Source organism: Ewingella sp. AOP8-B2-18, from assembly GCF_052376015.1.
In the GTDB taxonomy this organism is placed as follows: Bacteria; Pseudomonadota; Gammaproteobacteria; order Enterobacterales; family Enterobacteriaceae; genus Ewingella; species Ewingella allii.
The window spans coordinates 243,919-266,322 of record NZ_JBQSVB010000003.1 but is presented as its reverse complement, the minus strand read 5'-3'; the positions used below and the strand labels follow the sequence as shown (position 1 = coordinate 266,322).

The following is a 22,404-nucleotide window of genomic DNA, read 5'->3' as shown; positions in this document are numbered from 1 at the left end:
TGGTTAACATTGCAGATTCCTTACGCGAAGCCGACATCGGTTTCTTTGCGTTTTTTGTAGTGAGTGACGGTGATAGCCACCACGATCACCACGCCGATAACGATGTTCATGAAGTAGTTGGAGACGCCAATCAGGTTCAAGCCGTTCTTGAGAATTCCAATCAGGAACACGCCCATCAAGGTTCCGACCACGCTGCCTTTGCCGCCATTCAGGCTGGCTCCGCCAAGAACGGCCGCCGCCAAAACGTCCAGCTCGCCGCCGACCAGCGCGTTAGGCACCACTTCCCCCACGCGATAAACCTGAACCAGTCCGCCAATCGCCGCCATTGCGCCGAGATAGCCGTAAGCGAACAGGTGCAGTACACCGACTCGAATACCAATGCGCCGCGCAGATTCCTGATCGCCGCCGACGGCAAACAGCTGGCGACCAAGATGGGTTTTATTCAGCAGCACCCAAGTCAGCGCCGCGACCGCCAGCATCACTACCAGCGGCAAACCAATCTGATAGTGTTGAGTGCCGACGCTGAACGGCAGCACCTTGAGCGGCGTCACCAGCCAGTCCGGCAGGTCATACAGGCTGGTGCCATTGGTCAGCCACATCAGCATGCCGAACAGCAGCGACTGCATGCTGATGGTGACGATGATCGACACGATGCGCAGGCAGTAGATCAGAATGGCGTTGATCATGCCGAAGACGGAGCCGATGGCGATCGCCAGTAAAATCGTGCCGGTTGGGCTGGCGAGGCCGTAGTGGATCGCCAGCGTGGCGATGGTGTATTGCACCACCGAGGCCACGGCGGCGAAGGAGATGTCGATCCCACCTGTGACCAGCACCACAAACAGCCCGAGGGCGAAAATGCCGCTGACGGCGTAGCTTTCAGACAGGTCCAGCAGGTTTTGCAGGGTCAAAAACTGGTTAGTCAGCAGCGAGAAGGTGACGATCACCACGACCAGCACCCAGGCCAGATAGCCTTCGTTGGTGGACGGGCGTAAACGGTTGAGATTAAGCATTCACCGCCTCCGCAAGTTGTTGTTGGCTGATATTGGCGGGCAGGTACTCGCCTTTCACCGTGCCTTCGCTGAAGTGCAGCACCCGGTCACAGTTGAAATAGACTTCCGGCACTTCGTCGGAAATCAGCAGGATGGAGATCCCCTCTTCCGCCAGTTGGTGGATCAACTGATAAATACTGGCTTTGGCCCCAACATCCACGCCGACGGTGGGAGAATCGAGGATCAAGATCTTCGGCTGAGTCAGCACCCATTTCGCCAGAACGATCTTTTGCTGGTTGCCGCCTGACAGCGTGGAAATGGCCTGATCCGGGCTGGCGACTTTGACCCCCAGCTTTTCGATCCACTGTTGGATAATTTTGTTTTTGCGGTATTCGTCGATCAGATGAAACCGGCTGCGCAGCTGATCCATGATCGCCAGCACGGTGTTGTCCCCCACCGACTGCTGCTGAATCAGCCCCAGCGTCAGGCGGTCTTCCGAAACATAACCAATGCCAGACTTAATGGCATCTTCATGGCCGCGAAAACGCACCGGTTTGCTGTCGAGATAGATTTTGCCGCTGTCCGGCTTGGTCATGCCAAACAGGCTTAACGCCAGTTCGGTACGCCCGGAGCCGAGCAGCCCGCACAGACCGAGCACTTCGCCCGCGTGCAGTTTGAGGCTGACGTCGTGGTACTGGCCTTCGCGGCTCAGCTTGTCCAGCTCCAGCATGATGCGCTGGTCATTCTGGTTGGCGGCTTTCAGGCGATAGTCGAGTTTTAGGCCGGTCATCAGCTCGGTCAGGCGTTCGCTGCTGACTTCAGAGGCCGGGTAAGTGCCGACTCGCTTGCCGTCGCGAATGACCGTCACGCTGTCGGAAATCTCCAGCACTTCGTCCAATCGGTGGCTGACGAACACCACGCTGATGCCTTTGCTTTTTAGGTAATGCACGGTGCGCAGCAGTTGGTTGACCTCGGTGCGCGTCAAAGACGCCGTCGGCTCATCCATAATCACCAGCCGCGCATCGGCCACCAGCGCGCGGCAGATAGCCACCTGCTGGCGCTGGGCAATCGGCAGCGACGCCACTTTGGCATCGACATCCAGCTGATAATTCAGCTCGCTGAGAATGCGCTTGGCGGTGTCGCGCAGGCGTGACGGGCGATACCAGCCCATCAGCCCGTGCAGGTTGTGGTCGAAGGCAATGTTCTCCGCCACGCTCAGATTGGGGAACAGCGACAGGTCCTGATAAATCACCTGAACCCCAAAGCTGCGCGCCTGCTCCGGGCTAAGGCGGCTGAAGGTTTGCGGGTTAAAATTTTTATCCGCGAGGGTGATGCTGCAACCGTTGTCCGGCTGGTAGACCCCCGAGATAATCTTGATCAACGTGCTTTTGCCACAGCCATTGGTGCCCGCCAGACAGTGAACTTCGCCGGGCATCAGCTGTAGTGAAATATCATTCAATGCACGCTGACCGCCAAAGGTCACCGACAGATTCTGCACATCAATCAGCGGCATCGTTTGGGTATCAAATGTCTCGGAGATCGCCATCATTACAGCCCCATTTTCACCAGTTTTGGCAGGTTCGCCTTGTCGAGACTTTCGGTTTTGTTACCGAGGATGGTGTGAGTGGCTTCATCCACCTTCACTTTGCCCATGCCGTCGATTTCCATGCCGTCAGTGATCGGCGTGCCTTTGGAGATCATGCCCGCGACGCGCACGAAGACTTCACCGGCCACCATTGGGTTCCAGATGTAGCCGCCGTTAATGGCACCGCTTTTAACCAGTGATGCACCCTGACCTGGGCTGAACGGGCCGAAGACGCAGATGTCGCCGTTTTTGCCACGGTTTTGCACCGCGCGTCCGGCACCGATTGGACCTTGGGAGCCAATCGCCAGAATGCCTTTCAGGTTCTGGTCTTTGGACATCAGGTCATTGGTGGTGCGGATGGTGTCATCGAGGGATTCGCCGACGCCAAACTTGTCGCCGACCTGATGCATATTCGGATAGTGCTCTTTCTGGTAATTGACCGCCGCATCGGCCCATTTCTGGTGCAGAGGCACGGTCAGGCTGCCGACGTAAACCGCGTAATCGCCGGTCTCTTTCATGCATTTCGCCAGCGCCACCATGTGGCTCACGCCGAGCTGGGTGGCATCGACCATTTCAAAGTCCCAGTTAGCGTATTTCTGATCTGGTGACTCGTGGGTGATGACTTTAATACCGGCATCGCGGGCGCGTTTCAGTACCGGCTCCAGCACTTTGGCGTCATTTGGCACCACGCCGATGATGTCCACCTTCTGCGCGATCAGGTCTTCAATCGCACGCACCTGCAACGCCGGGTCATCGCTGGTTGGGCCGACCTGCCATGCGTCGATACCCTCTTTAGCAGCTTCGTTTTTGATACCCACTTCCATGGCGTTGAACCAGGCGTTGCCGCCCACTTTGACCACCACGCCCATGCGAATTTTGTCCGCAGCGTGCGCGGCTGAAACGGATAACAGAGCTGAAGCAAACAAACAGGCCAGTACAGACTTTTTCATGATGTTTCTCCACAGATGTTCAATTTATGCCGCAGTCGTTGGGCAATATGCCCAGTCGCTACGGTTGTTTTTTGGTTTTCTTTTGTAGGGGTAAAGGGGCGACTTCAATGACATTGACGTTGCTCCAGGCCAGCTCCTGCCGAAACTCTTCATCATCCAGATGGTCGGTGATCAGTGTGTCTATTTCCCGGTAGTGGCATATCCGCGCAAACGAGCTGCGGCCGAATTTGCTGGCATCCGCCAGCAAAATTTTGTGTTCTGAGGAGAGCAGCATTTGCTGTTTTAATCGCGCATGGTGCTCATTACTTTCCCTGATCCCCCCGTCATGGCTGATGCTGTGACAGGAGAAAAACAATTTGTTAATCACGAACTCTTTCAGCATCTGTTCGGCGTAAACACCGATAAAATCTTCATACTTGGCCGAGTATTCGCCGCCTAAGCCGATGGTTCTAACGTTGGCTTTCGCCGCCAGCGCCTGAATGATGTGCAGCGAGTTGGTCAACACCACCAGCGGAATATCCGGCAGTTGGCGCGCCAAAAACCAGCTGGTCGAGCTACTGTCGAGCAGCAAACAGTCCCCCGGATTGATGAACTGCAAGGCGCGTTTGGCAATCCGCGTTTTGCTGTCTGGAGCCTGATTGCTGCGGTCGCGGAATGACTCACCTTGTTCAATCTGCGACGGAACGTACTGCTTCTCGCCATGAGGGTGTTCAACAAACACCGCGCCGCCGTGACTGCGAACCAATAACCCACGCTTTTCCAACAGAGCCAAATCACGACGCGCGGTTTCCAGCGAGATATGACAAAGCTCAGCCACTTCCTGAACCAGCACGCGTCCTCGCTGCGCAAGGACTTCGGTAATAAAGCGGTGACGTTCTACAGGCAGCATGGTTTTTTCCTCTTCCCGATGTTCAATAGGATACGCAGACCACGGCATGTGGAATGCGGGCTTCCTCAAAAGCGGCCGCGCACTCTTTGCGCTGCGCTGACCATGTGATAGTTGTCAAAAAAATCGATGAAAAGATGAAATGTTAAATTTCAGATCTGTGGCGCTCACGGCAATAAATCGCGTTTGGGTTTGCAAACGGACAAAAAGATTTCAGCAAACGGTCACAAATCCTCGTGATAAAAAATGACCGAGTGTGACCGTTTATGTGGGGATGACCGTTTTGGGGAGGGAAAACAAAAAAACCGCCCGAAAGGGGCGGCTTCTTTACATGCAATGTGATTTAGCTCATGACCAATTGAGTCGGGCGACAGCCGTAGAGTTCAGCCAGCCGAAGTAGGTTCTCTGGGCGCGGGTTATCTGACTTTTCAAATTGCGATACGGCGGCTTGTTTTATGCCCAGCTTCGCCGCGACTTCTTTTTGCGTCATCCCACGGTGCAGTCGCCACGCGGCTTGGATAGTCACATCTTTATTGACCATGATTTCAACTACCTCGTGCGGAATGAGTTCATCATTTTGCCCTCCCTCAGCCTGATATAATTCTGGTGCCAACGCCGCTAAATCCACTTGTTTAATCAACCGCTCAAACACGTTAATCGGCACCACGGCGGACACTTTAACGCCCTGCTCGTCGGTAATAAATTGAATACCTCTCATGATTTTGGCTCCGGTGTATGGCTTATATTTCAAGTAGTAAGGTAGCTGCCAAGTAGCTTCATAGCCTTTCGCGCGCTGGCTATTGATAGGTTTTAGACGTTCGCCTTAGCACATGCTCAATGGTGAGAATAATTGGCGTGCCTTTTACCACGATAAATAAGACTCGGTATTCCCCAACGCGCATTCGGTACCTTCCATTCGCGCCAGAGAGGGGCTTGATGTCGAGGTTAGGTCGCACATGGGGAAAATCAGCTAACTCGGCAACCATGCTCACTATTTTTTTCCTTTGGCTGGCTGGAACATCCTTTTTAAGCTCTTTAATCGACCTCATGGACCAATTCAGAGTCGCCATAATTTCCCTTAGATTCCTTAAACCTTCTCCATTTCCAAGCAAGGAAATATAAGGCTCAATACTTATATTATCAAATTAATACTTATATTTGTCGAGGGGTATCGCAAAACAGGGATCCTTCCCCGTTCTGTCGATCAATTGATGTGTTTTCATTTTATAGCGGTTTGTGTGCCGTCTCTTTGGCGGCGAAAACTGAAACCAGCGTGATGAGCAGAGCCAGCGCGACGTAGAGCGAGATTGCCAACGTGCTGTTGTACTCTTTAAACAACGTGGTGATGATAAGTGGAGCAAAGCCGCCGCCGAGAATACCTGCCAGCGTGTAGGCTAAAGAGGAACCGGCGTAGCGCACGCGGGTTGGGAACTGTTCAGTCACAAACGCCGCCTGCGGGCCATACATGATGGCGTGAATCAACAATCCGCCAATGACCGCCAGACAGATCAATACTGGCTGGGTACTGTCGAGCAATACGAAGAACAAAAACGCCCAGATCATCGCCGCCACCGCGCCGAAGATATACACCGGGCGACGGCCGAAACGGTCAGACAGCGCGCCAAACATCGGCACCGTCACGGCATTCCCCAGCGCACCGAGCATGGTCGCGGTCAACGCTAGCGGGCGAGGTAAATGCAGAACCGTGGTGACGTAGGTCAGGGTAAACACCACCACCAGCGCGTAAAGCACGTCAGAACCAATGCGCGAACCACCGGCAATCAGCAGAGCACGCGGATGCTGGGTGAACACCTCTTTCAGCGGCGTATGGGTGGTGTTTTTACTCTGCTCCAGCTTGAGAAATGCCGGCGTTTCGCCAATACCGCGACGCAGCCACAGGCCGAAGAACACCAGCACCAGACTCAGCAGGAAAGGAATACGCCAGCCCCAGCTCTGGAAATCATCGGCAGAGAGCAGCACGGTGATCAGGGTAATTAACCCGGTGCCGATTAAGGTGCCGCAAGAGGGACCGACCTGCGCGAAAGAGGCGTTGCGCCCGCGCTGGTGCGACTTGCCGTGCTCCATCGACAGCAATACTGCCCCCGCCCATTCGCCGCCGAGCGCAATACCCTGCACAAAACGCAGCGTCACCAGCAGCAGCGGGCTCCAAATCCCCCAGCTCGCATAGCCCGGCAATAGGCCCATCAGCGCGGTAGTCACGCCCATAATGACCAGAGTGGTAACCAGCACGAAACGCCGTCCAAGCACATCGCCGAGATGGCCGAACACCATGCCGCCAATCGGTCGCGACACATAGCCCACGGCATAGGTGGAAAACGCCAAAATCGTGCCGACCAGCGGGTCGAACGACGGGAAGAAGACGTGGTTGAAAATCAGCGCCGCCATGATGTTGTAGACCGTAAAGTCATACCACTCCAGGGCGGTGCCGATTGAACTGGCGGCCGCCAAACGCCCGGTTTTCGGCGGGCTGTGAGTGGTATCGGCCTGATGCGTGCTGCCCTTAATTCCTGCATTTTCAGTGGTGGAAAGGCTCATGATTTCAACTCCTGCGCGGTAAGTTGCCAGCTGAGACCGTAGTGCAGCGCCTCAGTATTGGGAATATGCAAAGCCTGACATGCCAGTTCAGTCAGTTTCTGGCAGGACTCGGCGCTGCTGCTGTCAATCAACATCATGGGGATCATCGGGCGGTCTTCTGCCGACTCTTTCGGTAAAGGAGAACTGAGTGAAACATCCGGCGTTAACAGCCGTGAACGGATAAAACCGGGCTGAGCAAACAGGGTTTCGCCCAGATGCGCAATGCGCGCCGTTAGGGCTTCTCCCGCGACATGAGACGCCAGCGGGATGATCGCCAGATGGCGGCCGCTGCCAAAACCAGTCACCACTTCGACGGCGCAAACGCGGCGCATCGGGTTAACCATTTTATCCAGACTGGCGACGGACCAAGGCGTCTGGCGGGTGAAGGCCGCGCGATAAGCGTCGGTTGAGAAGCTGTTGAGAGATTCAGTCTGATACAACCCCAGATACTTGCGCCCTTGTCCCGCAGTGCCGATCAATTGATATCGCGTGCCGGACAAAAAACCGTCAATGCGTACGCGCTCTTCCACGTGCTCGCGGTCATACCACTGGTTGAAATCCGCTTCGTCTTGCTCGGCGACGTTGGTCGCCACAAACAGCATGCCATTAGGTAAAGTGCTCATGATTTTTCTCCTGTTATTGGGCTTTGAGGCAGCGTTCGATTTGCAGTGACCAGCTCAGCAAGGCGTCATCCTGCTGGGACAGCGCGGCCACCATCAGTCCTACCGGCGCCTCTCCCGCCTGATGGCAAGGCAGTGAAACCGCGCAGCCATCGAGGAAGTTGATCACCGAAGGGTTGCGCAGCGCCGCGCCGTTAGCTTTGAAATAGGTCTCATCGTCGGCGGCCAGTTCGGCGATGCTCGGGGCGATCATCGGCACGGTGGGCATCAGCAGGGCATCAAACTGGCCGATGGTTTTTGCCACCCGCTGCTGCCAGTCGGCGCGCTGCTGCTCCAGACGCTCTCTGTCCGCCTGCCCCAGCGCCGCGCCGCGGCGAATGCGCGACACCACGCGCGGGTCATACTGCTCGCCCTGCTGGTCGATATATTTCTGATGCCACGCCCATGACTCCAGCGCGGTAAAGCCGCCGGTGGCGTTGATCTCCGCCAGCTCCGCGAACTCATGGCAGGGGATCTCCTCAACCTGCGCCCCCGCCTGCTTTAGCTTCTCAACCGCGCGGGTAAAGGCGCGCTGCACGTCGGCGTCGACGCCGTCTAATACCAGCGTTTGCGGGATCGCAAAACGCCCCCGCGCCAGAGATTTCTCACTGGTTTTCACCGGCGAGTCGGCAATCACGCCGTCCAGTGCCAGACAGGAGGCGAGGTCATGGGCGATCACGCCAATAGAGTCCAGCGCCGCCGACAGCGGCAGTACGCCTTGTTGCGAGATGCGTCGCGCCGTCGGCTTGTAGCCGGTCAAGCCGCAGAAGGCTGCCGGAATGCGCACCGAGCCGCCGGTGTCGCTGCCAATCGCCCCCAGCGACATGCCGTCGCTGACCGACACCGCCGCGCCGGAAGACGATCCGCCGGGAATGCGGCGCGTGGCGCGATCAAAGGGGTTAGCCGGGGTGCCGTAGTGCGGGTTGATCCCCAGCCCCGAGTAGGCGAATTCGGTCATATTGGTTTTGCCGATGATCACCAGGCCCGCGTCCAACAGCTTCTGGACCACGGCGGAATGCGTCTCCGCTGCCGGGGCATCGCGCAGCACTTTCGAGCCAGCCGTAGTGCTTTCGCCCGCCACGTCGAACAAGTCTTTGATGGAGACTGGAATGCCATCCAGCGCGGACAGCGGCTTGCCCGCTTTGCGACGCGCGTCGGACGCCGCCGCCTGCTGCAAGGCTTGCTGATGATAAACGTGGGTGAAGACCTTCGCGCCTTCCCCCTGCGGGTCTTCACTGCGCGCTAACGCCGCCTCGGTCAAAGCCAGCGAGGAGGTTTCCTGCGCCGCCAGCTGTTGCAGCGCCTGACTCAGGGTGAGCTGTTTCATCGTCAACTCCTTCGTCATTACGCCACCACCGGCAATTCAGCACTTTGGTAGGCATGGCTGATGGTGCGGCCCAGCACTTCATCCACCAGCTCCATGCGGAACTCCGTTGCAGGACGGATGCCACCTATCGCCGCCACCGTGCCACAGGTCATCGCCAGCCCGTTTTCCGGCTGGGCGCTGCCGTCGAGATAGCGGCCCAGCAGGTCATCGGGCTTACGCAGGCTGGACAAGCGGCCTTCTTGGTACAGGCGGAATTCGCCCTCTTCTTTGATCCACGAGCGCAGGATCAGTTGATCCCAGTGATCGGCGACATCGGCCATTTTCCATGCCTGGCGGGCGACGGGCTTGACGCAAATCTGTTTGGAAAGCGCCACGCTATGGGCTTCAAGCTCGCGATCGGTGTGGTCGGAGGCCAGCGAAACAAACTGCTCGCCCTGGTGAGTGAAAATAAAAGGTTCGGCTTCACCAGACGTGGCGCTGCCCACCACTTCGATAGTTTCGCTTTGAGTCAGCTGATTGGTCGCGACGCGATAAAACAGGGGAACTGCACTCGGACGGGGCACGCCCAGCGCCTCAAGCTCACTGATATGGTGCAAGATGGCATCGTGATCGCGCCCGGTCCAGCCAGCGATCACCAGTTGATCAATCTGAACGTTTAGTGAGGTTTCGCCAGTGTTTGCAGGTAAGGTAAAGGTTAATTTCATCTTTTAAGGCTCGCTTATTAACTGTTTTATTAGAAAGTACAGTGAAATTTCACTATAGCTTCAGTTATTAAATAAGCGATTTCCGTGCCATGATTTTGTGTAGAATGTCTAAAAATTTCCATCGCAGGAGTTATGCGTGAAATCTGTTGCAGCAGAAAGCCGCCCACAGCCGGCGTTGGATGACGCGGGTTTATCGCAAAATGAGCTGGCTTATCGTCGTTTTAAGCAGGCGCTGGTCACTCTGAGCTATAAGCCGGGTGAATATTTGAATACCGCGCAGGTGATGGCGGAGCTTGAAATGGGCCGCACGCCGATTAATCAGGCGATCCACCGGCTGGCCAATGAAGGTTTATTGCAGATAATCCCGCGCAAAGGGGTGATGGTTTCCCCTCTGTCGATTGATGATGCGCTGGAGCTGATCGAAGTGCGTCTCGCGAATGAGATGCTGTGCATGAAGTTGGCCTGTAAGCACGTTTCCCAGCAGGACATTGCGGCGTTAACGGCGGTGAATGAAGAGATGAATATCGCCGTGCAGGCGCGAGATCGCAACCGCATGGTGTCGCTGGACCACCATTTTCACCAGCTTCTGGCCGAGATCGCCGGAAACCTGATGCTCAAGGATATCCTCAGCGTGCTACACGCCAGAGCGCAACGCTTCTGGGCCAGTTCGCTGTCGAAAGAGGGGCATATGATTGAGGTTATCGAGGAGCATCGCGCCATTATTTCCGCGCTGGAAACGCAAGATCCCGCCGCCGCCGCAGCTGCCGCCGAGGCGCATATTTTGTCGTTTAGGGATGCTTTGCTGCGGGGTTGAAGGGCGTTGTTTTGATTGCTTTTTTGCTCCCCCCCTTTATCCGGAGAGGAGCAAAACGGCTTTTGGCTAATTACTCATATTCACTCATCGGTACACAGGAGCAGAACAGGTTTCTGTCGCCGTAAACGTCATCAAGACGCTTCACGCTCGGCCAGTATTTGTTGTCGCTGCCCGCCGGGAATACCGCCAGCTCGCGGCTGTACGGGTGGGACCACTCGCTGACCAGCTCGGCTTGTACGTGTGGCGCGTTGACCAGCGGGTTGTCTTCCAGCGGCCATTCGCCTTTAGCAACGCGGTCGATTTCAGCGCGGATCGCCAGCAGAGCATCAACAAAACGGTCGATTTCCACTTTGCTTTCAGACTCGGTTGGCTCAACCATCAGCGTACCCGCCACTGGGAATGACATGGTTGGCGCGTGGAAACCGAAGTCAATCAAGCGTTTAGAAATATCCATTTCACTGATACCGACGCTTTCTTTCAGCGGGCGGATATCCAGAATGCATTCGTGCGCCACGCGACCGTCGCGGCCGGTGTACAGCACTGGGTAAGCATCTTTAAGGCGAGTGGCGATGTAGTTGGCATTCAGAATCGCTACCTGACTTGCCTGCTTCAGCCCCTGCGCACCCATCATGCGGATGTACATCCAGCTGATTGGCAGGATAGAAGCGCTACCGAACGGCGCCGCAGAAACCGCGCCATTCTGAGTCAGTACGCCGTCAATCTGCACCACGCTGTGACCCGGAACGAACGGAGCCAGGTGCGATTTCACGCCGATTGGGCCCATGCCCGGACCGCCACCGCCGTGTGGGATACAGAAGGTTTTGTGCAAGTTGAGGTGCGACACGTCCGCGCCGATGTAGCCCGGCGTGGTGATCCCCACCTGTGCGTTCATGTTCGCGCCGTCGAGGTAGACCTGACCGCCGTACTGGTGAACAATCTGGCACACTTCGCGGATGGTTTCTTCATACACGCCGTGGGTTGACGGGTAAGTCACCATGATGCACGACAGCTCATCGCCGGCCTGAGCGGCTTTCTCGCGCAGGTCGCTTAAATCAATGTTGCCCTGCTTGTCACAAGCTACCACTACCACGCTCATGCTGGCCATTTGCGCCGATGCCGGGTTGGTGCCGTGAGCAGAACTTGGGATCAGGCAGATGTGGCGGCCGCTTTCGTTACGACTTTCGTGGTAACGGCGGATAGCCAGCAGGCCAGCATATTCGCCCTGCGCGCCGGAGTTTGGTTGGATACAAACCGCGTCGTAGCCCGTCAGTTGCACCAGCCACTGGGAGAGCTGGCCGATCATCTGCTGGTAGCCCGCAGCTTGTTCAACCGGGCAGAACGGGTGCAGCTCGGAGAATTCAGGCCAGGTGATTGGGATCATCTCGGCAGCGGCGTTGAGTTTCATGGTGCAAGAACCCAGCGGGATCATCGCCTGATTCAGCGCCAGATCCTTTTTCTCCAGACGGTGCATGTAGCGCATCATCTCGGTTTCGCTGTGGTATTGGTTGAACACCGGGTGAGTCAGGATCGGCTCTACGCGCTGCATAGCGGCAGGGATCGAGGCATTATCGCTGCTCACGGCTTTATCAAGCTGATCGATGTCCAGGCCGTTATCGTCACCCAGCAGGGCGGCGAACAGCACTTGCACATCTTCACGTGAAGTAGCTTCGTCCAGCGTGATGCCCACGGCGCCGTGGATGTCGGTGCGCAGGTTCAGGCCGAAGCTCAGGGCGCGTTCCAGCGTCGCGGCTTTGTCTTTCACTTCAACCGTTAAGGTGTCAAACCAGGTGTCATGGCGCAGCGTCAGGCCACCTTTTTTCAGGCCAGCGGCCAGAATGTCGGTCAGACGGTGAATACGGCTGGCAATACGTTTCAGGCCAACCGGGCCGTGGAATACCGCGTACAGGCTGGCGATGTTCGCCAACAGAACCTGCGAAGTACAGATGTTGGAGTTGGCTTTCTCGCGGCGAATATGCTGCTCGCGGGTCTGCATCGCCATGCGTAGCGCGGTGTTGCCCGCGGCGTCGCGCGATACGCCGATAATACGGCCCGGCATGGAGCGTTTGAATTCGTCAACGCAGGCAAAGAATGCCGCGTGCGGGCCGCCGTAGCCCATTGGCACGCCGAAGCGCTGGGCGGAACCGAACACCACGTCCGCGCCCTGCGCGCCCGGCGCGGCCAGCAGCACTAACGCCATAATGTCGGCGGCAACGCTGGTGATGATTTTGCGTGATTTCAGCTCTGCCAGCAGTGCGCGATAGTCGTGAACCTGCCCGGTGGTGCCCACCTGTTGCAGCAGCACGCCGAACACGCCTTCCAGCTCGAGCACTTTCTCGGCTTTATCCACGATGATGTCGAAACCAAAGGTTTCAGCGCGGGTGCGAACCACGTCCAGCGTTTGCGGATGCACGTCGTCAGCCACGAAGAAGCGATTGGCGTTCTTCAGTTTGCTGGCGCGTTTGGCAAGAGCCATGGCTTCGGCAGCGGCGGTCGCTTCGTCAAGCAGAGAAGCAGACGCGAGGTCCAGACCCGTCAGGTCGAGGGTCAACTGTTGGAAGTTCAGCAAGGCTTCAAGACGGCCCTGAGAAACTTCTGGTTGATAAGGGGTATACGCTGTGTACCAGCCCGGATTTTCCAGCATGTTGCGCAGGATAACCGGCGGGGTGAGCACCGCGCTGTAGCCCATACCAATGTAAGATTTGTAGCGCTGATTCTGGCTGGCGATAGCTTTCAGCTCAGCCAGTGCCTGATGTTCGGTAACGGAATCACCCACGGCTGGCGGGCCCGGCAGTTGGATGTCCACCGGCACGATTTGCTGGATCAGGGCATTTAACGAGTCGGCACCGACCGTCTCCAGCATCTGTTGTTGCTGCTGAGAAGACGGGCCAATGTGACGGCCGATAAAGGATTCACTGTGTTCAAGTTGGCTGAGAGTCTGAGTCATTTGCTACGCATTCCTGAATCTGCATGGTGGTGTCGAAAGACAACCGATAACGGGCAAGCGGGGACTAAACCTGCCCCGTAAACGGCTTACGGGGCAGCACATCATTACTCGTCGATACCTGAAAGATAGGCGTCAGCGCTGAGTAACTTAGCGATTTCGCTTTCGTCAGAGGCTTTAATCTGGAACAGGAAACCGTCGCCGTAGGGCGCGCTATTCACCAGTTCAGGTGAGCCTTCCAGCTCAGAGTTAACGGCAATAATTTCGCCGCTGATTGGGGAATAGATGTCAGACGCCGCCTTAACCGACTCGGCAACGGCGCAGTCTTCACCGGCCGTCACTTCGCGGCCCACTTCTGGCAGGTCGACGAAAACCATGTCGCCCAGCAATTCTTGCGCGTGTTCGGTAATGCCTACGGTGTAAACGCCGTTACCCTCTGAACGAACCCATTCGTGTGACGCGGCGTATTTCAATTCTGATGGAACATTGCTCATGAAAGAATCTCCAAAAATTTTCAGATATTAATGAATTCGTTATTAAACCAACGGCTTACCGTTACGAACAAAACCAGGTTTGGTTACTTTTACTGGCATTTCGCGGTTACGGATCTGCACGATGGCGTTTTCGCCGATGCCAGCCGGAACGCGAGCCAGCGCGATGCTGTAACCCAAAGTCGGTGAGAATGAGCCGCTGGTGATAACGCCTTCCTGCTGGTTGCCCGCAGCGTCGGTGAAACGCACCGGCAGCTCATTACGTAATACGCCTTTTTCGGTCATGATCAATCCGACCAGTTCTTCGGTCCCCTGCTCACGCTGCTTTTCCAGCGCGGCGCGGCCGATGAAGTCGCGATCTTCCGGCGCCCAGGCTATGGTCCAGCCCATGTTGGCCGCCAATGGAGAAACGCCCTCATCCATCTCCTGACCGTATAAGTTCATGCCTGCTTCCAGACGCAGGGTGTCGCGCGCCCCCAGCCCGGCAGGTTTGACGCCAGCCTTGAGCAGTTTCTGCCACAGGTCGGCGGCTTGTTCTTGCTTCACGGCAATTTCGTAGCCCGCTTCGCCGGTATAGCCGGTGGTGGCGATAAACAGGTCACCGGCTTGCACGCCAAAGAAAGGTTTCATTCCAGCGACGGCTTGTTTTTGCTCTTCAGTGAACAGCGTGCCAGCGCGTTCTTTGGCCTGCGGGCCTTGGACGGCGATCAGCGCCAGATCATCGCGCACGGTGACTTCAACGCCATAGGCTTCTGCATGCTGCGAAATCCATGCCAGATCTTTGTCGCGCGTGGCGGAGTTCACCACCAGGCGAAAATAGTCTTCAGTGAAGAAGTAGATAATCAGGTCGTCAATCACGCCGCCGGAGGCGTTAAGCATGCCGGTATAAAGCGCTTTGCCGGGGACGGTCAGTTTGGCGACGTCGTTGGCCACCAGATAGCGCAAGAATTCACGAGTGCGGGTGCCGTGCAGATCAACAATCGTCATGTGGGAGACGTCGAACATGCCAGCGTCCTGACGCACCGCGTGGTGCTCATCAAGCTGTGAGCCGTAGTGCAACGGCATCATCCAACCGTGGAAATCCACCATGCGCGCACCGCACGCCACGTGTTGTTCATAAAGCTGAGTCTGCTTAACCATCTTGATCCTCATTAACCTGCGAATGCAAAAACGAAGTCGGAATATCGGAATATAAATTGCTCTCGTTTCCCCTAAATCATTCGCGCTGTATCAAGGCGGCAACTGAGCGAGTCTTAGAAGCTTACTCAAGTATGTGACTGGGCCGAATAAGAGCAGCCAACGCCAAATAGCGCGAAGGATCACAGGGTGACGCAAACGTTATCCTATAGGTCGAACTTATCACCGAATCCCCCTGCTAACCATAAGTTAAAATATCAGTATCTGGAGAAACAGCAGGGATAAGCGAGGAGTATTGTGCAGAGTTTCTGACTAGAAAAATGGGGTTCATGGCGCAAAATCTACAAATGAACCACAAAAATCTCGATGTTATATAACGAAGAGGCCGGATATCTCACCATTTGCAGAATGGGATATCCGGCCTCGCATTATAAAAAGTAATGGGAAAAAGGTGCTGAAATTAGATTATTTCAATCGAACAGGATCCTGCTCCAGCCATTCGGGTAAATCATTCAGTCCCATTGCCTGACGCACCAGTTTTGGCTTCACGCCCGGCAGGGAGTCCGCCAGCGTCAGGCCGATGTCGCGCAGCAATTTTTTCGCCGGGTTATCGCCATTGAACAGTTCACGGAAGCCCTGCATGCCCGCCAGCATCAGCGCGGCGCTGTGTTTGCGGCGGCGCTCGTAGCGGCGCAGATACATATGCTGGCCGAAGTCTTTGCCCGCGCGCTGCAAGCGTCTGATTTCAGATGCCAATTCGGCGGCGTCCATAAAGCCAAGGTTCACCCCCTGCCCGGCCAGCGGATGTACGGTGTGCGCAGCGTCGCCCACCAGCGCCAGACGCTGGGCGGCAAAGCTGCGCGCGTAGCGGCCGGTCAGTGGGAAGGTCAAACGTTCGCTTTCAACGGAACACAGCCCCAGACGCAGGTCGAAAGTGCTGGCGAGCACTTTATTAAAGGCTTCCTTGGACAACGCCGACAGACGCTGGGCCTCTTCCGGAGAAACCGACCACACGATGGAACACAAGTGCGGGTCAGCCAGCGGCAGGAATGCCAGAATGCCTTCGCCATGAAACACCTGCCGCGCCACCGACTGGTGAGGCTCGGCGGTGCGAATAGTGGCGACCAGCGCATGGTGGCGGTAGTCCCAGAAGGTCAGCGGGATATCCGCATGCTGGCGCAGCCAGGACTGCGCGCCGTCCGCGCCAACCACTAGGCGGGCGCTGAGCTGGCGGTCATCGTTCAAGGTAATAAAGGCGTCGTTTTCGCCCCAGGCCACGTTTTTCAAGGTCGCCGGGCAGAGCAAAGTGATGTCAGAGGAGTGCTCGGCTTTTTGCCACAGGGCGCGCAGGATCACGTCGTTTTCAATGATGTGCCCCAAGTGGCTGAAACCATACTCTTCGCCACGAAAAGCAATTTTCCCGAAGCTGTCGCGGTCCCACACTTCCATGCCTTGATAGGCATTGACGCGCTGGGCGGTGATGTTGTCCCATACGCCGATATATTTCAGCAGGCGCTCGCTGGCGGCGTTAATGGCCGAAACGCGCAGACCCGGCGCGGCTGGCAGAGGAGAGTCGAGGTCGGGTTGGTGGCTGTCCACCACGGCAACGCGCAGGCCGCTGCCCTGTAACCCACAGGCCAGCGCTAGGCCAACCATGCCGCCACCGGCGATAACTACATCAAAAGATTGCATAAATTTTCCTGTGGGAAGAGGTTCAGCGGGTTACCCAACCTAGCGTCCGGCGGGTAAAGGCGTCGCGTAAAGGTGTAATGCCTTCCATCGCCATCAGGCCGAGATTGCGCCCGACCATCAAGGGAACATAGCGATTGGCGAAAAGGTGGATCAGGCCGTCGGTCACGCCGACCGTCGCCTGCTGGTCCGGCTGGCGACGCTGCTGATAGCCGCTCAAGACGCGGTAGCTGCCAATGTCATTGCCGGCCAGATGCGCCGTCGCCACGGTTTCGGCTAAGGTCATGACGTCACGCAGGCCAAGGTTGAAGCCCTGACCCGCTATCGGATGCAGGGTTTGCGAGGCGTTGCCGACCAGCGCCAGCCGATGGCTAATATGGCTGTTTGCGGTCTGCAATTGCAGCGGATAGCTGAATCGCTTGCCCGCCTGCTGCATTTTACCCAAGCGCCAGCCAAAGGCTTTCTGTAGCTCGGCGAGGAATTTCTCTTCGCTCCAGCTATCAATGTCAGCCTGCGCCTCGCGCGGGTGGCACCAGACCAAAGAGCTGCGCCCTTTCGACATCGGCAGCAGCGCCAGCGGGCCGTGCTCGGTAAAACGCTCAAAAGCCCGGCCGCGATGAGGTTCGCCAGTGACGACGTTGGCGATCACCGCAATTTGGCCGTAATCCTCGCGCTGCCAGCGAATGTTGCAGGCTTTGCCGAGCATGGAGTGAGAGCCGTCTGCCGCCACCAGCAGCTTGCCGTCGAGCGCGTCGCCGTTGTCGAGCGTCACGCTGGCGCCGTCAGCCGTGCGCTGCACGTCGGTGACTTTCGCCGGGCAGTGCAGCGTCACGCCGGGGGCCTCTTGCAGCTTGGCAAATAGGCGTTGGCCCACGCCGTGCAGTTCAACCACCTGCCCCAACGCTTCCACGCCGTAATGTCCGGCATTGAGATTCACAAAGGCCGCATGGCCGCGATCGCTAACATGAATGTCGCTGATTGGCGTGGCGATATCGGATAAGACAGACCACAGCCCGATGCGCGCCAGCTGCTGGCAAGTGCCTTGGGCCAGCGCGATGGATCTGGCGTCAAACCCCGGATGACCACTGCCACCCAGCGAAGAAGCTTCAATCAGATGCACCGGCAGTTGGCCATGTGTCAGCGCGGAGATGGCCAGTGCCAGCGTGGCGCCGGTCATCCCGCCGCCAACAATAATAATGCTCATATTATTTACGGGCCGCCGCCATCAGGGCTTCAATGTCATCGGCCTCTTTCACCACGTCGCCGGTGAAGATTTCAATGCCGTCGGCGGTGATCAGGATGTCATCTTCGATACGGATACCAATGCCGCGATACTGCTCAGGGACATCGGCGTCTGGCGCGATATACAGGCCCGGCTCGACGGTCAGGACCATGCCCGGCTCGAGAGTGCGGGTGCGCTCAGGGCTGCCGTAGTTGCCGACGTCATGCACATCCAGCCCCAGCCAGTGGGACAGGCCGTGCATAAAGAACGGGCGGTGCGCCTGCTCGCTATAAAGGGTGTCGACGTCGCCGTGCAGGATGCCGAGCTTGACCAAACCTTCCAGCATCACACGGACGGCGGCTTCGTTGGCTTCTTGGATGCTGCTGCCCGGACGTAACACGTCCAGCGCTTTGTATTCTGAAGCCAGCACGATGTCATAGATTTCGCGCTGCGCTTTGCTGAACTTGCCGCTAACCGGGAAGGTGCGGGTGATATCACCTGCGTAGCCTTGGAACTCACAGCCCGCGTCAATCAGCACTAAGTCGCCGTCGCGCAGCTGGGATTCATTTTCGGTGTAGTGCAGGATGCAGCCGTTTTCGCCGCTGCCAACGATAGTGTTATAGGAAGGAAAACGCGCGCCGTGGCGGTTAAATTCGTGATGAATTTCGCCTTCAAGGTGGTATTCAAACAGGCCAGCGCGGCATTTTTCCATGGCGCGAGTATGGGCCATGGCGGTGATTTCACCGGCGCGGCGCATCACGGCAATCTCTTCCGGCGATTTGAACAGGCGCATTTCATGCACGATAGGACGCCAGTCGATGACGGTATCCGGCGCACTCAGGCTCTGGCGTGAGCCTTTGCGCAGCTTGTCCATAGCGCGATTGACGATCTCGTCAGCATAGGCATATTCGCCCTGCGCGTGATACAGCGCGTCAAGACCGTTAAAGAGAAGATGAAGTTGCGTGTTGATGTCATCAAACGGCAGTGCGCGGTCGATGCCCAACTTAGCGGGTGCCGCGTCCTGACCCAGACGGCGACCGAACCAGATCTCAGCAGTCAAATCACGCACGCGGTTAAACAGCACGCTGTGGTTGTGATTCTCATCGCTTTTCACCAGCACCAGCGCGGCTTCCGGCTCGTTAAACCCGGTGAGATACCAGAAGTCACTGTTTTGACGGAAAGGATAATCACTGTCAGCACTGCGCAATGCTTCTGGGGCAGCGAAGATAATTGCCGCGCTGCCCGGTGCCATCTTGGCTAACAGAGCCTGACGGCGATTTTCGAATTCCTGCTGAGTCATCACTTCATCTCCCGAAACGGTTTTAATTTATTGTTATATGACTAATTAATGCAGCGTGCGCGGGCTTTCCGGTGCCAGCGGGTGGCTGTGACCAAATTCGCCGAAGCATAAGATAGCCGCCACGCGAACGTATTCGACCACCTCTTCCAAAGAAGAAGCCAGCTGCTCTTGGTCTTCATCTTCTTCATAACCGAGCTGGGCTATGCTGCGCAGGTCGTCAATGGCTTCGCCCACTTCGCCTTTCACTTTGGCGAGCTTCGGCTGCATCATGCCCAGACCCAGCAAGAAGTGATTTACCCAACCAGCTAAGGCGTCAGCGCGTTCGAAAATGTGCTTTTCGTCGTCCGGCATTAACATGTTGAATTCAAAACTGTCATCTTCCAGCGTGTCAGCCGTGGCTTTGCGCAGCTGTTGCAGCAGGTCCGCTAGCGTGTGGGGGAAAGCCATGCCTTCATTGGTCAAGTCATGCACCAGCGTCAGCCAGCTGCCGTCACGATTACCGCCGCACAGCAGGCCGCTGATAAGTCCGTGCATTTCCGCCGCGGTCAGCGCGACAGATTGCTGTTTCAGCGCGTGATCCAACGAATCATAAGTAGGATAAGTATTCTCAATAGACATGCGTATTCGCCATCGTTGGTCGGTTAAGTTCGTGTTATGCTACCACCAAGGTCAGTCGTAGTACCAGATTAGCAGACCAGCGAATGGCAGTTGTTGAGCCTCTCTTTGGCCGGCAAATGCACTGGACAAACATCCAGCAATCAGTTCGTCATGGGGTTGTAACCTGGTATTGAGATAGTTATAGTGAGGCCGCTTCCAACGACCTGTACGAGTTACAGTGCTTGTGTTGGCGCGGCGTTCAAAGAAGGCAGGAAGGTGGCATGTCTGCACAACCGGTAGATATTCAAATTTTTGGCCGCTCGTTAAGAGTGAATTGTCCGCCAGAACAACAAGAAGCATTGAACATGGCTGCTGAGGATCTTAATCAGCGGTTGCAAGATCTTAAAGTTCGCACTAGAGTCACCAATACAGAGCAGTTAGTTTTCATCGCGGCACTGAATGTGTGTCACGAACTTGCTCAAGAACGGTTGAAAACCCGTGACTATGCCTCCAATATGGAACAACGTATTCGGATGCTGCAACAAACCATCGAGCAAGCTTTGCTCGAACAAGGTAAGATATCGGAACGCGAAGGGGCTCCTTTCGAATAAGTTCGATGACTCATACTAAGTTGTTGATTTGCTCGTCACAGGCAGTCAGCAATGAGTAAAAAAATTTCTCTGAGATGTTCGCCAGCGGGCCCGTCCCCTGAGCCGATAATTAGTACCAACAGAATGTGATGATCCGTAATCGGTGCGCATGCTCGGTCCGTCCGAGAAGCCTAAAGATTGCGACAGCACGTTCACCTTGAACCATGGGTTCAAGGGTTACAGCCTGCGACGGCATCTCGGAGATTCCCCTTTCTAGCCGGTACACCCCATTTTGGTTGTTGTATCTATGTCGAACACTCCCCAGCACGCATCAATCCGCCAACAAATTCGCACTGAAGTCCGTCAACGCAGAAACAATCTCACGTCCGAACAGCAAAGTCTTTTTGCGCTTCAAGCAGCAGATCGCGTGGTGACACATTCGCGTATTCAAGGTGCCAGTACGATTTCGGTGTTTCTCTCTTTTGATGGCGAATTGGATACCGCGCCGCTGATTCAGCGACTGTGGGCAGATGGCAAACAGCTCTGCCTGCCGGTGCTGCACCCTTTCACACCCGGCAACTTACTTTTTCTGCGCTATGACCCCGACACCACTCTGGTACGCAATAAGCTGAAGATCCTCGAGCCGGCCCTCGACGCCACGCAGATTGTGCCTTTATCCGAATTGGACATTATCCTTACGCCGCTGGTCGCCTTTGATAGCCACGGGCAGCGTTTAGGCATGGGCGGCGGCTTCTACGACCGCACGCTGGAAAACTGGCAAGACGGCGGTCCCTATCCCATCGGGCTGGCGCACGATTGCCAGCAGGTCGACAACCTGCCGGTAGAGCATTGGGACGTGCCTCTGCCTGAAGTGATCACCTCTGGCAAAGTGTGGCAGTGGTAGGATTCGTCTAATCCCGCGGTTTAACCTTCTTCTTATTGCCCCCTCCCCCTGTTTCTAACCCTTTATGTTCTCTTTATGTATGCAATAAGTTCAGTATGTTGTAACTAAGCTAGTATTTTGTACATTACCAAAGTCACATGAAAACTTTAATTCATTGATATTAATGAATTTTTAGACTTGTACAGAGCGTTACACGCCGAAACCAATCACTCACGGACAACGCGGTTCGACACGCCTATTATTCTTCCATCGGCCCCGCAGTGGGGTAGACACATAAACCGAAATTCTTGAGGAATTAAACATGAAAAAAGTATTAGCTCTGGTTGTTGCCGCTGCAATGGGTCTGTCTTCTGTAGCTTTCGCTGCTGACACTACTGCTGCACCAGCTCCTGCTGCTGCGCCAGCTGCAACTACCGCTGCTCCAGCGGCTGCTGCTCCAGCTGCAAAAGCACCAACTAAGCATGCTGTTAAGCATAAGAAAGCACACAAGAAAGCTGCCCAGAAAGCCCAGGCTGCTAAGAAACACAAAAAAGCGAAGAAAGCCGCACCAGCTCAGAAAGCCCAGGCTGCTAAAAAGCACGTAAAACACGCTAAAAAAGCTGCTCCAGCACAGAAAGCTCAGGCTGCTAAAAAACACGTGAAACATGCTAAAAAAGCTGCTCCAGCACAGAAAGCTCAGGCTGCTAAAAAACACGTGAAACATGCTAAAAAAGCTGCTCCAGCAGCTAAATAAGTAAGAAGTCTTGGTGAGAGTATTCACTCACTGTTAGTAAGACTGATTATTCAACACCCGGTTCGCCGGGTGTTTTTTTCTCTGGTTTACTATCTTGAGGGGCTGATAATGATGCTGCGCCGCTACCTTTTTGAAATCACACTCAGTTCTTTGATCCTCTGTGGTCTGATCACCCTCTCCTTCCTGATGCAGTTCGAAGTGCTCTAATACTCAGCTTTCGCTTTTCCCGCAATTCCCCTCTCTCCAAACCCAAAACTCGCCAAATTTTAGACATAAAAAAACCGCCTTGCG

Annotated in this window: 20 protein-coding genes and 1 other RNA gene; 5 read left to right on the top strand and 16 right to left on the bottom strand. The window is 55.9% G+C overall.

The genetic code is table 11. From position 1 onward, the window contains the following. Positions 1-20: 20 nt before the first annotated feature. From ACT3RR_RS09120 to ACT3RR_RS09080, 9 genes are all read right to left on the bottom strand, one after another. Positions 21-1,010, bottom strand: a complete 990-nt coding sequence (locus tag ACT3RR_RS09120) for an ABC transporter permease (RefSeq protein WP_278881252.1) — start codon at positions 1,008-1,010, stop codon at positions 21-23. Next, on the bottom strand, positions 1,003-2,535 hold the full coding sequence (locus ACT3RR_RS09115; protein ID WP_034792984.1) for a sugar ABC transporter ATP-binding protein: 1,533 nt from the start codon (positions 2,533-2,535) through the stop codon (positions 1,003-1,005). Before ACT3RR_RS09115 ends, ACT3RR_RS09120 begins: the two co-directional genes overlap by 8 nt. Positions 2,536-2,537: 2 nt before the next feature. Further along, positions 2,538-3,524 (bottom strand): substrate-binding domain-containing protein, encoded by a 987-nt coding sequence (locus tag ACT3RR_RS09110; RefSeq protein ID WP_185689259.1) that lies wholly within the window; start codon positions 3,522-3,524, stop codon positions 2,538-2,540. 58 nt (positions 3,525-3,582) lie between these two features. Continuing rightward, entirely contained in the window at positions 3,583-4,413 is an 831-nt protein-coding gene (locus tag ACT3RR_RS09105) for a DeoR/GlpR family DNA-binding transcription regulator (RefSeq protein ID WP_353503334.1), read from the bottom strand. A 340-nt stretch (positions 4,414-4,753) separates the two neighbouring features. Further along, on the bottom strand, positions 4,754-5,128 hold the full coding sequence (locus tag ACT3RR_RS09100) for a helix-turn-helix domain-containing protein (RefSeq protein WP_353503335.1): 375 nt from the start codon (positions 5,126-5,128) through the stop codon (positions 4,754-4,756). A 506-nt stretch (positions 5,129-5,634) separates the two neighbouring features. After that, positions 5,635-6,966: an MFS transporter gene (locus ACT3RR_RS09095; RefSeq protein WP_496200146.1), complete on the bottom strand. Its 1,332-nt coding sequence runs from the start codon at positions 6,964-6,966 to the stop codon at positions 5,635-5,637. Further along, positions 6,963-7,628 (bottom strand): hypothetical protein, encoded by a 666-nt coding sequence (locus tag ACT3RR_RS09090; protein WP_496200145.1) that lies wholly within the window; start codon positions 7,626-7,628, stop codon positions 6,963-6,965. Before ACT3RR_RS09090 ends, ACT3RR_RS09095 begins: the two co-directional genes overlap by 4 nt. Positions 7,629-7,641: 13 nt before the next feature. Continuing rightward, on the bottom strand, positions 7,642-8,991 hold the full coding sequence (locus tag ACT3RR_RS09085) for an amidase (protein WP_496200144.1): 1,350 nt from the start codon (positions 8,989-8,991) through the stop codon (positions 7,642-7,644). 17 nt (positions 8,992-9,008) lie between these two features. Further along, entirely contained in the window at positions 9,009-9,695 is a 687-nt protein-coding gene (locus tag ACT3RR_RS09080; protein WP_496200143.1) for a DUF2848 domain-containing protein, read from the bottom strand. A gap of 136 nt (positions 9,696-9,831) precedes the next feature. Here ACT3RR_RS09080 and ACT3RR_RS09075 point away from each other — a divergent pair, with 136 nt between their 5' ends. Continuing rightward, the gene (locus ACT3RR_RS09075) at positions 9,832-10,509 is read left to right on the top strand and encodes a GntR family transcriptional regulator (protein ID WP_353503340.1); all 678 of its coding nucleotides are present in this window, start codon (positions 9,832-9,834) and stop codon (positions 10,507-10,509) included. A 70-nt stretch (positions 10,510-10,579) separates the two neighbouring features. On the opposite strand, the gene gcvP is transcribed toward ACT3RR_RS09075, so the two are convergent. From gcvP to ACT3RR_RS09040, 7 genes are all read right to left on the bottom strand, one after another. Further along, positions 10,580-13,453, bottom strand: coding sequence for an aminomethyl-transferring glycine dehydrogenase (gcvP, locus tag ACT3RR_RS09070; RefSeq protein WP_496200142.1), 2,874 nt, complete (start codon positions 13,451-13,453; stop codon positions 10,580-10,582). Positions 13,454-13,557: 104 nt separating this feature from the next. Beyond that, positions 13,558-13,944 (bottom strand): glycine cleavage system protein GcvH, encoded by a 387-nt coding sequence (gene gcvH, locus ACT3RR_RS09065; protein ID WP_185689256.1) that lies wholly within the window; start codon positions 13,942-13,944, stop codon positions 13,558-13,560. Between the two features lie 42 nt (positions 13,945-13,986). Further along, entirely contained in the window at positions 13,987-15,081 is a 1,095-nt protein-coding gene (gcvT, locus tag ACT3RR_RS09060) for a glycine cleavage system aminomethyltransferase GcvT (RefSeq protein WP_496200141.1), read from the bottom strand. A gap of 462 nt (positions 15,082-15,543) precedes the next feature. Beyond that, positions 15,544-16,770, bottom strand: a complete 1,227-nt coding sequence (gene ubiI / locus ACT3RR_RS09055) for an FAD-dependent 2-octaprenylphenol hydroxylase (protein WP_353503342.1) — start codon at positions 16,768-16,770, stop codon at positions 15,544-15,546. A gap of 22 nt (positions 16,771-16,792) precedes the next feature. Further along, on the bottom strand, positions 16,793-17,971 hold the full coding sequence (gene ubiH / locus ACT3RR_RS09050) for a 2-octaprenyl-6-methoxyphenyl hydroxylase (protein ID WP_496200140.1): 1,179 nt from the start codon (positions 17,969-17,971) through the stop codon (positions 16,793-16,795). A gap of 1 nt (position 17,972) precedes the next feature. After that, positions 17,973-19,289 (bottom strand): Xaa-Pro aminopeptidase, encoded by a 1,317-nt coding sequence (gene pepP / locus ACT3RR_RS09045; RefSeq protein WP_496200139.1) that lies wholly within the window; start codon positions 19,287-19,289, stop codon positions 17,973-17,975. 45 nt (positions 19,290-19,334) lie between these two features. Continuing rightward, positions 19,335-19,907 (bottom strand): YecA/YgfB family protein, encoded by a 573-nt coding sequence (locus tag ACT3RR_RS09040; RefSeq protein WP_034793019.1) that lies wholly within the window; start codon positions 19,905-19,907, stop codon positions 19,335-19,337. Positions 19,908-20,167: 260 nt separating this feature from the next. Between ACT3RR_RS09040 and zapA the strand changes: the two genes are divergently transcribed. The 4 genes from zapA (at position 20,168) to asr (ending at position 22,113) form a co-directional block, all read left to right on the top strand. After that, positions 20,168-20,497 carry a cell division protein ZapA gene (gene zapA, locus ACT3RR_RS09035; protein ID WP_034793021.1) on the top strand — a complete coding sequence of 110 codons (330 nt, stop codon included), beginning with the start codon at positions 20,168-20,170 and terminating at the stop codon, positions 20,495-20,497. A gap of 63 nt (positions 20,498-20,560) precedes the next feature. Next, positions 20,561-20,744: non-coding RNA, 6S RNA (gene ssrS / locus ACT3RR_RS09030), on the top strand. 39 nt (positions 20,745-20,783) lie between these two features. Further along, positions 20,784-21,380 (top strand): 5-formyltetrahydrofolate cyclo-ligase, encoded by a 597-nt coding sequence (locus ACT3RR_RS09025; protein ID WP_496200138.1) that lies wholly within the window; start codon positions 20,784-20,786, stop codon positions 21,378-21,380. A 301-nt stretch (positions 21,381-21,681) separates the two neighbouring features. Continuing rightward, positions 21,682-22,113: an acid resistance repetitive basic protein Asr gene (gene asr / locus ACT3RR_RS09020; RefSeq protein ID WP_034790559.1), complete on the top strand. Its 432-nt coding sequence runs from the start codon at positions 21,682-21,684 to the stop codon at positions 22,111-22,113. The last annotated feature ends 291 nt before the right edge of the window (positions 22,114-22,404 follow it).